This window comes from Flavobacterium sp. WC2509, from assembly GCF_052683105.1.
This window is the reverse complement of record NZ_JBQZFG010000001.1, coordinates 3628205-3641020: the sequence shown is the minus strand read 5'-3', so window position 1 is coordinate 3641020 and position 12816 is coordinate 3628205. Positions and strand designations below refer to the sequence as shown.

15 protein-coding genes are annotated in these 12816 nt (G+C 28.9%); 8 read left to right on the top strand and 7 right to left on the bottom strand.

The window, feature by feature from the left end:
* Nucleotides 1–210: 210 nt before the first annotated feature.
* Together ACUN3A_RS15265 and ACUN3A_RS15260 are read right to left on the bottom strand one after the other, a co-directional pair.
* Entirely contained in the window at nt 211–570 is a 360-nt protein-coding gene (locus tag ACUN3A_RS15265) for a hypothetical protein (protein WP_445552143.1), read from the bottom strand.
* A gap of 56 nt (nt 571–626) precedes the next feature.
* A complete protein-coding gene (locus tag ACUN3A_RS15260) occupies nt 627–1106 on the bottom strand; it encodes a Dps family protein (RefSeq protein WP_445552142.1) in 480 nt (159 codons plus the stop codon).
* A 141-nt stretch (nt 1107–1247) separates the two neighbouring features.
* Here ACUN3A_RS15260 and ACUN3A_RS15255 point away from each other — a divergent pair, with 141 nt between their 5' ends.
* Entirely contained in the window at nt 1248–2189 is a 942-nt protein-coding gene (locus tag ACUN3A_RS15255) for a LysR substrate-binding domain-containing protein (RefSeq protein WP_445552141.1), read from the top strand.
* Between the two features lie 35 nt (nt 2190–2224).
* Here the strand turns inward: ACUN3A_RS15255 and ACUN3A_RS15250 are convergent, their stop codons facing one another.
* The 3 genes from ACUN3A_RS15250 to mnmD form a co-directional block, all read right to left on the bottom strand.
* Nucleotides 2225–2425, bottom strand: coding sequence for a hypothetical protein (locus tag ACUN3A_RS15250; RefSeq protein WP_445552140.1), 201 nt, complete (start codon nt 2423–2425; stop codon nt 2225–2227).
* A gap of 371 nt (nt 2426–2796) precedes the next feature.
* Complete coding sequence (locus ACUN3A_RS15245; RefSeq protein WP_445552139.1) at nt 2797–2994, bottom strand: hypothetical protein; 198 nt, start codon at nt 2992–2994, stop codon at nt 2797–2799.
* Between the two features lie 151 nt (nt 2995–3145).
* Complete coding sequence (mnmD, locus tag ACUN3A_RS15240; RefSeq protein ID WP_445552138.1) at nt 3146–3805, bottom strand: tRNA (5-methylaminomethyl-2-thiouridine)(34)-methyltransferase MnmD; 660 nt, start codon at nt 3803–3805, stop codon at nt 3146–3148.
* Nucleotides 3806–4119: 314 nt separating this feature from the next.
* Between mnmD and ACUN3A_RS15235 the strand changes: the two genes are divergently transcribed.
* Entirely contained in the window at nt 4120–5187 is a 1068-nt protein-coding gene (locus ACUN3A_RS15235; protein ID WP_445552137.1) for a branched-chain amino acid aminotransferase, read from the top strand.
* Between the two features lie 68 nt (nt 5188–5255).
* Here the strand turns inward: ACUN3A_RS15235 and ACUN3A_RS15230 are convergent, their stop codons facing one another.
* Nucleotides 5256–5639, bottom strand: coding sequence for a hypothetical protein (locus tag ACUN3A_RS15230; RefSeq protein ID WP_445552136.1), 384 nt, complete (start codon nt 5637–5639; stop codon nt 5256–5258).
* 83 nt (nt 5640–5722) lie between these two features.
* Between ACUN3A_RS15230 and ACUN3A_RS15225 the strand changes: the two genes are divergently transcribed.
* On the top strand, nt 5723–5911 hold the full coding sequence (locus ACUN3A_RS15225) for a hypothetical protein (RefSeq protein WP_445552135.1): 189 nt from the start codon (nt 5723–5725) through the stop codon (nt 5909–5911).
* Nucleotides 5912–6036: 125 nt separating this feature from the next.
* On the opposite strand, the gene ACUN3A_RS15220 is transcribed toward ACUN3A_RS15225, so the two are convergent.
* Nucleotides 6037–8043: a dipeptidyl-peptidase 3 family protein gene (locus ACUN3A_RS15220; protein WP_445552842.1), complete on the bottom strand. Its 2007-nt coding sequence runs from the start codon at nt 8041–8043 to the stop codon at nt 6037–6039.
* Nucleotides 8044–8548: 505 nt separating this feature from the next.
* On the opposite strand from ACUN3A_RS15220, the gene ACUN3A_RS15215 reads away from it, so the two are divergent.
* The 5 genes from ACUN3A_RS15215 to ACUN3A_RS15195 all read left to right on the top strand — a co-directional run bounded on the left by ACUN3A_RS15215 (nt 8549) and on the right by ACUN3A_RS15195 (nt 12771).
* Nucleotides 8549–9661: an SRPBCC family protein gene (locus tag ACUN3A_RS15215; RefSeq protein WP_445552134.1), complete on the top strand. Its 1113-nt coding sequence runs from the start codon at nt 8549–8551 to the stop codon at nt 9659–9661.
* 63 nt (nt 9662–9724) lie between these two features.
* A complete protein-coding gene (locus ACUN3A_RS15210) occupies nt 9725–10267 on the top strand; it encodes an RNA polymerase sigma factor (protein WP_445552133.1) in 543 nt (180 codons plus the stop codon).
* Between the two features lie 106 nt (nt 10268–10373).
* Entirely contained in the window at nt 10374–10802 is a 429-nt protein-coding gene (locus tag ACUN3A_RS15205) for a hypothetical protein (RefSeq protein ID WP_445552132.1), read from the top strand.
* A 44-nt stretch (nt 10803–10846) separates the two neighbouring features.
* On the top strand, nt 10847–11305 hold the full coding sequence (locus ACUN3A_RS15200; RefSeq protein ID WP_445552131.1) for a sensor of ECF-type sigma factor: 459 nt from the start codon (nt 10847–10849) through the stop codon (nt 11303–11305).
* A gap of 245 nt (nt 11306–11550) precedes the next feature.
* Entirely contained in the window at nt 11551–12771 is a 1221-nt protein-coding gene (locus ACUN3A_RS15195) for a hypothetical protein (protein ID WP_445552130.1), read from the top strand.
* Nucleotides 12772–12816 lie beyond the last annotated feature (45 nt).

Below are 12816 nucleotides of genomic sequence, written 5' to 3'. Positions count from 1 at the left end.
TGCATTTACAATAGTAACACTAGGCAATTAATCAGATTTGCAAATCTATAACGACATACACTAATAACATTCGTACATAATATTAATCTCCATTATATAAATAAAAAAAACGGACAATACTATTACAATGCTAATGTACTACTTATTTACAAATTTATATTTGCATAATACAATAGAAATCAACTATGAATGATGATAAAAAGAGGGGAATTATAATTTGTTTGGAGGAGGAATGAATATAGAAGCACTAATTATTTCATGTTTCGATAAATTTTCAAAAATGATAAGACTAGAAACTTTTTTTAAACCTAAAAAAGAAATTTCCAAAAAAGAATTAAAAGTATAATACTTTATATCATGTTTTAATTCTTCAAATGAAGAGTTGTTAGTATTTCCGCAAAGGCTAGTATTATCACTGTCTTTTTCTAAGCATGCCACTATTGTTGGCGCCGCTAGAAATAAAACAAAAAACAATAATACAATGCTTGCAAAAATTTTCATGAGGACAAAAATAGCAGATAGAACTTGAACAAAAAAATTAGTTTTAAAAAAATAATCAATTTTTAACATAAAAACAGCCTAAATAAATTAAAAAATATAAATAGGCTGTTTATTATTGTAAATATTTACAAAGTCTCTTCCAGCCAAGCCTTCATCATCCAAATGGTTTTTTCTTGCTCTACAATAAAATCACTCATCATCGAATTTGTCCCTTCATCATTAATTTCCGAAACTTTACTTAGAATTTCTCTTTCTATTTTCAATAATTGAGATAGTGAAGTTACAATTAGCTGAATACTAGTTTCGTCATTAGAAATATTTTTCCCAATTGGCAATTGATTGAACTTGATATAATCCTCAAAAGTATGTAATGGTCTGCCGCCAAGGGTCAGAACTCTTTCGGCAATCAAATCAATTTTTAATTGAGAATCATTATATAACTCTTCAAATTTTAAATGTAAATCAAAGAAACGTCTTCCCCTGATATTCCAATGTAAACCTCTCAAACTTTGATAATAAATTTGATAATTAGACAATAATACATTCAATTCTACTATAATAACTTCTGACTCTTCTACTGGCAATCCTAAAACATTTGTTTTCATATATTTATTTATTTTTAGCTCTCGATAAATTTGGTGAACATTATTTTTATTTTATTTATTATCAAATCTATGCAATAAACTCAAAAAACAACTATAAATTAAATTGATTGTTTTTATATTTGCATAAAAAAACACTATACAATGACCATCACACAACTCAAATATGTATTAGCAGTAGCTGAGCACAAAAATTTCACTTTAGCCGCCGAAAAATGTTTTGTAACACAGCCTACTCTGAGTATGCAAATTCAAAAAATTGAAGATGAGCTTAATATTCAAATTTTTGACAGAACCAAAAAACCAATACAACTTACTGATATTGGTCAAAAAATTGTAAATCAAGCTAAAAATATTGTCAATGAAGCCGATAGGATTCAAGATATTGTTGAACAACAAAAAGGTTTTATAGGAGGCGAATTCAGACTTGGAATCATCCCAACTATCATGCCTACTTTACTACCGATGTTCTTAAATAATTTCATTAAGAAATATCCAAAAGTAAAATTAATCATTGAGGAATTAAACACTGATGAAATTATAGTAAAATTAAAAAATGGAAATCTAGATGCAGCTATTGCCGCAACACCACTAGAAGATGAAAAAATAAAAGAAATTGTGCTTTATTTTGAACCATTTGTAGCCTATATTCCTGAAAACAATGCTATTTTTCAAAAACAAGAAATTGAAATAGATGATTTGAATATCAATGATATTTTGCTTCTTCAAGATGGTCATTGTTTTAGAGACGGGATTTTAAATTTATGCAAAAACAGAAATGAAATAGGTCTTAAAACTTTCCAAATAGAAAGTGGCAGTTTTGAAACATTAATAAAACTAGCTGATGAGGGATTGGGAACTACACTACTTCCTTATTTACATACATTGGATTTAAAAGATTCAGATAAATTAAAACTGAGACATTTTAAAGAACCTAAACCCGCTCGTGAGGTTAGTTTAATTTATCCGAAAAGTGAATTAAAAATTCAAATTATTGATGCCTTAAGAAGCACTATTTCTGGAGTTGTGAAAGGTGCTATCGTTTTCCAAAATGTACAAATTGTGAGTCCGCTCTTAAAGAAATAATACAAATAAAAAAGGAACCAAAATGGTTCCTTTTTTTACCTCTGACCTAAGTGTATTAAACAACTTTTTAATTCTGGTTTTTCGTCTGTAAAAAACATCAACCAGTCATACAATTGTTCAATTTCATCAGGCATTAAGTCGTTTATTGCTTTTTTTAATTCCTTTTCAAAAAGTATAGGATCAAAGCTCACTCTTACGAGAATCGATTTTGTATAATCATAAATAACTCGTGACATAACAAAAAAGAATTAAAAATTTGAATTAGTAAACAGTTGCAAAAGTATTAAAATAATTCATTTACTCGCGCAGTAATAATCCATAAAAAACAAAATAAGTCGACAAATTACTCGTTTTATGATTTTATTGTAAGATATTTATTTCTTAAAGTTAAAACATTATAAATTACAAATCCATAGGTTTTATTTAGAAATCTATAAATCTGCAAAAGTTTAACTTTGAAAATTATCATAGATTCAGATTTTTTAAATTTATGGGTAAAAAGGGCGATGCGCTAAAAAACACATAATTTTAAATACCGTTTATAACCAATAAGAAATAAAATGAATTCATAAAAAAAGAGGAACCAAATTAATGATTCCTCTTTATATTATCCATTTACAATAATCAAACATTGTTTCAATTCAGGCTTCTCAATTGTGAAGTTTAAAAGCCATTCTCTTAATTGATCCAATTCGAAAGGTAACAACGTTTTTATTGCTTTTTCTAATTCCTTACAAAAAAGTGCTGGGTCAAAACTCACTCTTTCCAACACAGACTTTGTGTAATCAAACATTATTTTAGACATAATAAATTATGATTTTCGGGGTTATATCTTGATTTTAACTGGAAGTAAATGTACATTTTTTTTCAAATACAAATCTTTTTTTTAACACAGATTTTTTAAAATTATAACGTTTTCGTAAACAGTCTCAATCCCCAAAAGGATTCATTAAAAATTATTTTCTAGCTCTAAACATTTCTCTTTTCCCAGGAGGTCCAGCCAATTTCTCAACAGTAAATCCTACTTCCAACATATTTCGTTTAATAACTCCTCTTGCGGCATAAGTAACTAATACAGAGTTATTTTTAAGAGATTTAAACATTCTTTCAAACACCGAAACCGTCCATAATTCAGGCTGAACTCTATATCCGAAAGCATCAAAATAAATTAAATCAAACTTTTCAATATCATCAATTTGTTCAAAAAATTGTTTTCTTTTTGTTAGCGAAAAATTTTCAGTTAACTTATTTTTTTCTTCCCAATTACAGTCGTGCATTTTATCAAAAATCACTTTCGAATCCAAAGCATTTAATTCTTCTGGGTAATTCATAGATTGCAATTCTTCTGCTGAAATTGGAAATGCTTCCACTCCAACATAATCAATCGCCTGCCCTAATTCTTTTGCTTCCAAATATGTTATAAAAGCATTTAAACCAGTACCAAAACCAATTTCCAGGATAGAAACTTTTTGATTAGGAAATAAAGCCAATCCGTTTTTAATAAACACATGTTTAGCTTCTTGTATCGCTCCATGTTTAGAATGGTAACATTCATCCCATTCTTTAATATGAATTGTTGTGGAACCATCGGATGTGCGTATAATTTCTCTTTCCAAAATATTTTTTTTGTAGTAATAGTGTATCTCAATGCATTATAATGCTTCCAAAATTAAATAAAAGAATTTCTTATCACTATTTAAAAACCATATTTTTTATAAAATCCATAGTATTTGATGCCATTTCCTAAATAAAATTACACAATAAATAAATGACATATAAACACCATAATTAATGCTTTTTTGACAACTTTTTATTTGATTTTTATTTAAATTTGCAATCATAATATTTAGGTAACAGAAAATTGCATTTACTGGAGCTTTTTATTAATTCAACAATTTCATATTTCAAAAAACAACATAAGTATTAATTTATGAGTACCACTCAAACCAACAAAATAGAAACAATAAAAGCTACTACTACAAAAATAAATGATGTTGATTTTGATCATTTAAGCTTTGGAGCTGTATTTACAGATCATTTATTAGAATGTGATTTTATCAATGGAGAATGGCAACAGCCAGTCATTAAGCCTTATGCTCCTCTTTTGCTTGATCCATCTGCAAAAGTGTTTCATTATGGTCAGGCTATTTTTGAAGGAATGAAAGCTTACAAAGATGACAATCATGATATCTGGCTTTTTAGACCAGATGAAAACTACAAACGCTTTAATTCTTCTGCGGTAAGAATGGCTATGCCAGAAGTACCTGAATTTGTTTTCATCGAAGGATTGAAACAATTATTAAAATTAGACGAAGCTTGGGTAAAAAATGGAAACGGAAGTACTATGTACATAAGACCTTTCATGATTGCTACTGGAGCTGGAGTTGTTGCTAATCCATCTGACGAATATAAATTCATGATATTATTATCTCCTGCCAAAGCATATTATTCTGGAGAAGTAAAAGTATTAATCGCAGAACATTTTAGTAGAGCTGCAAATGGTGGTATTGGTGCTGCAAAAGCTGCTGGTAACTATGCTGCGCAATTCTATCCTACTAATTTAGCTAACAAAGAAGGATTCCAACAAGTAATTTGGACTGACGATGCAACACATACCAAACTTGAAGAAGCAGGTACAATGAATGTATTCTTTAGAATAAATGACACTTTATTGACTGCACCTGTGAGCGAAAGAATTCTAGATGGTATTACTAGAAAAAGTCTTATCGAAATGGCTGAAAAAGAAGGAATCAAAGTAGAGGTTCGTCCTGTATTGGTTTCTGAATTGGTAGAAGCTTCTAAAAATGGAACTTTAAAAGAAATTTTTGGAGCTGGTACTGCTGCAGTAGTAAATCCTATTGCTGGATATTCATACAAAGAGGTTTATTATGAATTACCTAAAACCGAAAATTCTTTTGCTTCCTTATTAAAAGAAAAACTAACAAATCTTCAAAACAAGCTAACCGAAGATACATTTGGTTGGACTGTTAAAGTATAATCATAATTTACATTTACAAAAAATCCCAATTGCCTAAAACAATTGGGATTTTTTTTACAATTACAATTCTATAAAAGTATTTTAGAAAAATCTGGTTTAAAATAATTTGGTCCTTTCATCACTTTTCCATCTTCTCTATAAATTGGATTTCCATCGTCATCTAATTTACTCATATTAGAACGTTGAATTTCATCAAAAACTTCTTCAATTTTATGCTGTAATCCATGTTCTATAATTGTACCACATAAAATATACATCATATCTCCCAAAGCATCGGCAATTTCTACCAAGTCATTATTTTTGACTGCCTCAAGATATTCTTCATTTTCCTCTTTCATTAAATTATAACGAAGTTCTTTTTTACTATCTCCCAAATCTGCGATTGGAGTTTCGCTATGTCCTATTCTAAATGCTGTATGAAATTCCTTCACAGCGTTGATTTGTTTTTGCATCCTTTATAATTATTGATTTGAAACGGAAAATTAACAACTATTTCTAAACTATTACCTAAATTTGCCAAAAAAAATATTCAAACATGTTCAGCCAAGGTCAATTAGTATTTGCACTCTGTTTTTTTATAGCTTTTGTTATCGCAATGATCTTTGCTTATCGAAAAGATGCTAACCTACACCAAATTTTCTACAAAGGAAACTATAAAATTTTAATTGCTTTTTTGGTATTTATCGGACTTCTATTCGTTATCAAAATATATTTTAAGCATTAATTCGAAAAAGATTCTAAGACTCTGAGTAACTAAGTTTCTAAGATTTTTTAAATTGAATTTTCATGCTTTCACAAAAAAAACGCCCAACATTACTGTGTGGGCGTTTTCATATTCTTTAAAATTAGTTAATTTTCTAAAGGCAGAAAACTATAGTTTTTAGAATATTGCAACATTTGCTCAGCAAAAGTTTTTGGTTGTTTCACTTCTATTCCGATTATTTCACCTTTGGCGTTCAATTTAGGAACCAAAACTGGATTTACAAAACCGCTATATGGAGCGTCTGGAAACTGTTTGTTACGTTCTAAAATTTCGGCATGCAGTTTTTGATCCACTTTTACACCATAGTTTTCTACCAATGCTTTACCAGCTTCAAAATCACCTTCTGATTTAATTCGCTGCACTTCTTTCAATAATTGTCCAAATAAATCATGTAGTTTCTCATAATCGGTAATATTAAAATATGTTTTCCCATTACGAGTAATCTTTTCGATAACATTATCTTTTTTACCTTTTTCATAAACCCAAGCACTCACCCACTGACGGTTTCTCATGTGAGCTTCCTCTATATTTGTACCTAATTGTAAACGCACTAATTGCGTCATTAATCCATTTCGGATATAACTATCATAACATTGCATTCCTAATTCTTTCCAATTATCTACCAATCCAATTTCCTGAATTTTTGGGTTGTATAAATAATACAATCCTACTAAATCAGCTCTACCTTCTTCTAGTGTTGAAGCATAATTTTTTAAAGTTTCTTTTGGAGTTCCAACGCCTGGATTTATTTGTCCTGATGCATGTCCTACAACTTCATGCAAAGAAGTATGTAATTTACTCCCTAGTTCACCATATTTCTCAGCCAATCTAATTTCTTCTGGATCATTTGCAAATTCTTGCAATCTACCTTTTCCGCTAGCTTTTGAGTAAGAATCAATAATATTCCCTAGTGAAACCGATTTAGAACCATGCTCAGCACGAATCCAGTCTGCATTTGGTAAATTTACCCCAATTGGCGTACTTGGTGACGAATCCCCAGATTCTCCAGCAACAACAACAGTTTTATAAGAAACACCAACTACGTTTTTCTTTTTATGTTCTGGTGCCAATGGAGAATTATCTTCAAACCATTGTGCATTTTTAGAAACCACTTCCATTTTTTTAGACATATCAAAATCCTTAATCTGAACTACACCTTCATAAGAACCTCTGTATCCTAATGGATCATTATACACCTCAATAAAACTGTTGATATAATCAATATTTCCTTCTGTAGCTTGCAACCAAGCAATATTATAATCATCCCAAGTTTTAAGATCTCCTGTTTTATAATATTGAATCAAAAGTCCAATTGCATCACCTTGCTTTTTATTTTCAGCAACTTTTTGAGCTTTTTCCAACCAGAAAATAATTTTATCAATTGCAGCTCCGTACATACCACCGCTTTTCCAAACTTTCTCTTCTAATTGTCCATTAGCATTGCGAACCAATTTTGAATTCAAACCAAAAGAATATGGCTTCTTAGGATCAGGACTCTTTTTATTGGCATAAAAAGCTTCAACCTCTTTTTGAGTGATTCCTTTATCATAAAAATTAATAGCAGAACCTTCAAGCAAACCTTTTGCAGTATCAAGATTTACTTTTTTTGAATCTACATCATTAAATAAAATAGCAACGATCTCAGTAGATAAATTAGTTTTAGTAGTTTTTAGCAAAGTATTAAAATAAGCTATCGAAAAATCTGGCTTAATTTTATCCGAAGAATAATGATGATGAATACCATTTGAGAACCAAACTCTTTTTAAATAAATTTCAAAATTCTTCCAATCGGCATTATTTTTATCCCCTTTATAATTTTGATAAATATTCTCTAATGCTTTTCGGATTTTTAAATTGTATCTATAATTTTGATCCCACATTATATCACGTCCTGAAGTCCCCGCCTGCGTTAGATAATAAACCAACTCTTGCTCTTTTAAGCTAAGATTTTCCCAACCTGTAATTTGGTATCTCAAAACTTTTATATCCGAAAACTGTTCAACAAAAAAGGAAAAAGACACATTCTCATTCTTTTTTGCTATAACTTTTTTATCATTTTGCGCATTACAAACTGCTGAAATTGCAAAAGTCATAAAAAGACCTACTATTTTAACTAATTTCATTTTTTATAATTTTAGATGTTAAACAAATAAATACGCAACAAATATATTCATTCTTTAAACAAATAATAAAAATTCATCAAATAATAATTACCAATTTAAACATTCCTCATCTCTGAAAAATTAATTTTCTAAATAAATCACAATATATATGTCCAATTTTAGTTTTAAAATAAGGTTAGATTATTGTGGTAAATACAGGTAAAAACTGAAAAAACTTTCTTTAGACTCAATAACAACAATATCTTTTTCTTTTTTTATCTTTAAAAAAACAAAGATTTGATAATCGACAAGTTCATGTTTTCAAAAAATGCTATTCGTTCTTATTGCTAACATAAACAACAAACTTTTGCGTTAAATTAATAACAAAACTACTATTTATACATGCGAACAGAATTCTGAGATTTTATGAATTGATGTTGTAGTAATACTTAATTAAATTTTTAACTTTACAACAGAAAAAATCATCGACCCAATTATGAGAATCATTAAATATCTTCTTCTTTTATTACTATTAAGCTTTGTAGCACTTACGATATATATTGCAACACAAAAGGGAAATTTCACAGTAGAAAGCAGTAAAGTAATCAATTCTCCAAAGGCTACGGTTTTTAACTATGTTAATGATTTAAAAAACTGGCCAAAATTCAGTTCATGGAGTTCCTCAGATGCATCAATGAAATCATCATTTTCGCCATCAACTATAGGAAATGGAAGCTCATTTACTTGGGAAGGAAGTAATGATGTTGGTACTATTCAAACTTCATATACTAAAGGAAACGATAGTATTGTTCAGAAAATGAGATTTAACGAAACTTCTTCTGATGTTTATTGGAGTTTTAAAGATACTATAGGTGGAACAAAAGTAACATGGAAATCTGTTGGGAAAATGGATTTTATGTTGAAAGTAAGTTCTTTTTTTAATGTCGGTGCAAAAAACACTTTGACTAAGGTCTATGATAAATCTTTAATAAATCTTGGCAAAACACTTGATTTTGAAAACAATTCTTATGCTGTAAAAATAAATGGAATTGTACAAAAACTAGAAACGTATTACTTAAGACAATCATTCACCAGTAAAATATCAGATATTACAAGAAATGCAAATGCAGTTTTTCCAAAAATTATTGCTTTTTGCAAACAAAATAACATAGTTGAAAATGGGAGACCATTTATAATTTACCATACTTATGATTCTATCAAAGATTTGACAAAAGTTTCATTTTGTATTCCTATAAAAGAGCAAATTTTCACTAGTGAAGGAAGTGATATATTAGCTGGGAAATTAGTTGCTTTTAATGCATTAAAAACAAGTTTAACTGGTAATTACACTTATAAAAACAAAGCTTTAGCTGAAACTGCCGCATATAAAACCGCTAAGAATATTCAAACTGGCTCTACTTTTTCTTATCTAGAAATTTTTACAAAAGGAAAAAACGAAAACCTAAGCCCTTCAAAATGGCTAACAGAAATATACTTTCCGATTACACCTAAAGTGGTTCCTGTCCCTAAAGTATACAAGAAAATTGTAAAAGATAGTCTTGCGCCCCATCCTGCCCCTGTTAAACATGAAAATGAATTTGATTTTTAAATAAATTAAATTCAGATTAAACCTTTTATAATTATCACCGTCAAAGTTTAAAAGTAAAGCAAATTGCAGGACGAAAAGGAATTTATTTTTAGTCTATTGAATCCTCAAACGCAAAATCAAGCGTTTCAGCGACTCATGCAAGATTATCAAAAACCATTATATGTTCATGTTCGAAACATCGTTTTGAATCATGACGATGCTAATGATGTTTTACAGAACACTTTTGTAAAAGTATTTCAAAATTTAAAAAACTTTAAAGGGGAAAGCAAATTATTTACTTGGATGTATCGCATTGCAACCAATGAAGCATTGACTTTTTTAAATCAAAAAGCAAAAAAAAGTGGCATTTCATCGGCTGAATTACAAAGCAAAGCAATTGACAATTTGAAAGCCGATATTTATTTTGATGGAGACGAAATTCAAATCAAATTACAAAAAGCTATTGCTCAATTACCCGAAAAACAACAGTTAGTATTTAAAATGAAATATTTTGAAGATTTAAAATACGAAGAAATATCAGAGATAGTTGGCACATCTGTAGGAGCTTTGAAAGCATCCTATCATCATGCCGTAAAAAAAATAGAAGCTTTTGTAACAACCAATTAAACCTTTTAAACACAATTAAGTCCAATACATATTATGAAATAACAATAACAAATATTTGATAACAAAACGATTATCATTTATCTATTTCATTAAAAAAAATTACATCATGACACCATTTAAATTAGACAACACGCCAAAAATAGAATTAGGCTTTAAAACTCCTGATAACTACTTTGAAAATTTCGAAGCAACTTTTATAGAAAAATTATCAAAAGAACCAATTGCTAAAGAAACTAAAGTTGTATCTATTTTTAGAAAAAGAAAAACAGTCCTTTTAGCTATTGCTGCAGTCTTAACACTTGCGCTAATGATTCCGATTGCATACCAATCCTACTCAAAAAGTAAAGAACTCGACTCGGCTACTCTTGAAAATTATTTAACAGAAGAAACTCATCTGAATCAAGATGAAATAATAAATGAAATTGATCCTGAAAGTAATATCATTATTCTAGACACAAAAGAAGTTGAAACTCAAACATTAGAAGACATGTTAGCTTCAAACCCAAATATCGAAAATCTTGTAATTGAAAATTAAACTCAAAATACCACAAAAACAATACACTCAAAAACATAAAAAATATGAACTTTAAAAAACTATTCCCCATACTTTTTCTTTTTTTATCTTTTAATTTTTATGCTCAAAACGATAGCTCTAAAGATAAAAAAGAACAAATTAGAGCTATGAAAGTTGCCTTTTTTACAACTGAACTTGATCTTACTTCTAGCGAAGCAGAAAAATTTTGGCCTTTATACAACACTTATGATGATAAGCAATTTGAATTAAGGCATCAAAAAATGAAAGGCTATTTTAAAAGAATGCAAGGTGATAATCTTGACAAATTATCTGAGAAAGAAGCTAGTGCTCTTTTGGGACAAATTCAAGATAATGAAGAAGATTTATTCAATTTAAGAAAAAGATTCATAGCTAACATCAAAGAAGTTCTTCCTTCGATTAAAATATTAAAATTAAAAAAAGCAGAAGAAGATTTCAACAGAAAACTATTGCAACAATATAAAGATAAAGGTTCCAATAAATAATTGGTTATTAATTCAAAAAATCCCGTTTTATAAAAATTTTTATAAAACGGGATTTTTTTTATTTCAATATTTCGCTTATGCAAAATCCAACCTATTAAAAAACAGGAAAATAAAAATATTTTATTCATCAAAAACTGATATTTAAAATCAAATATATAATTTTATTTAAAAACCATTACCAATAATACATATTTCTGGCACAGTTGTTGTATAGATGACAATACAACAATTTAATTTAAAAAGCCATGAAAACCAAATTACAATTAGCCGCAATTACCGCTATTTTTTTTGCCTTTCAAACGAACGCACAAAATAGAACTACAATAAGCGCTACGAACTCAGATATAAGCGATAATCTTGATTTGACTGCAGTATCATCTATTTTTGGTGAATCTCAAAACTTAAATGATTTTGAAAGACGCTTAAATGATCCTAAGCTTCAAATTTCAAATTTAGACTTAAATAATGATAATCAAGTAGACTATTTAAGAGTAATAGAATCTGTAGAAAGTAATACACACGTAGTTGTAATTCAATCGATACTTGGTCGTGATTTATACCAAGATGTAGCAACAATAGAAATTGAAAAAGACAGAAGCAATAAAATATCCATTCAAATTGTTGGGAACGCATTTATTTATGGGCAAAATTATATTTACGAACCACAATATTGCTTAACTCCACAAATTTATGCTTCTTTTTGGACTAGTTATTACCGTCCCTATTATTCAACTTGGTCATGGAATATTTATCCAAATTTCTATGTTGCATGGAACCCATATCCAGTTTACAGATACAGACAAAATGTTTATGGATGTGTAAATTACCGTAATACTTACAATTATGTAAATTATAGAAGATGCTACCGTGCTCCTGCAATTTACACATCATATAGTTGCAATAGCTACGAAAGAAGACACCCTGAATATGCTTTCTCAAAAAGAAATAGTAGCTATTCAAACAGATATGAATTGGATCAAAGAAGATACAACAATACAAATGGTAATAGAAATGAAGTTACTTATTCAAGAAACAGCACTAATTATAACAATTCTCAAAGAGAGTATTCTCAAAACAGAACAAATTCTTCTAGAGTAGCAAACAAGCCAACGATTGAATATCAAAAGGATTATACTCAAAACAGAACTAGTTCTCCACGAGTAGTAACCGTACAAAAAAATGAACCTCAAAGAGATTACAACCAAAATAGAGGGAATTCTTCTAGAGAAAATTATACTCAAAAAGATTATTCACAAAATACGACTAGCCCTTCAAGAGAAAACAATGTTCAAAGAGCACAACCTCAAAGAGACTATTCTCAAAATAGAAACGAAATTTCAAGAGAAAATAATTCTCAAAGAACACAATCTCAAAGAAATAATTCCTCTAGAGAGAATAACACTCAGAGAGCTGAATCACACTCAAATAATGAATATGCAGTAAGAAGCAACAACCGAAGAATTTAAAATAAATATAAAAACTATAAAAGAGGCTTAATATTAACATATTAG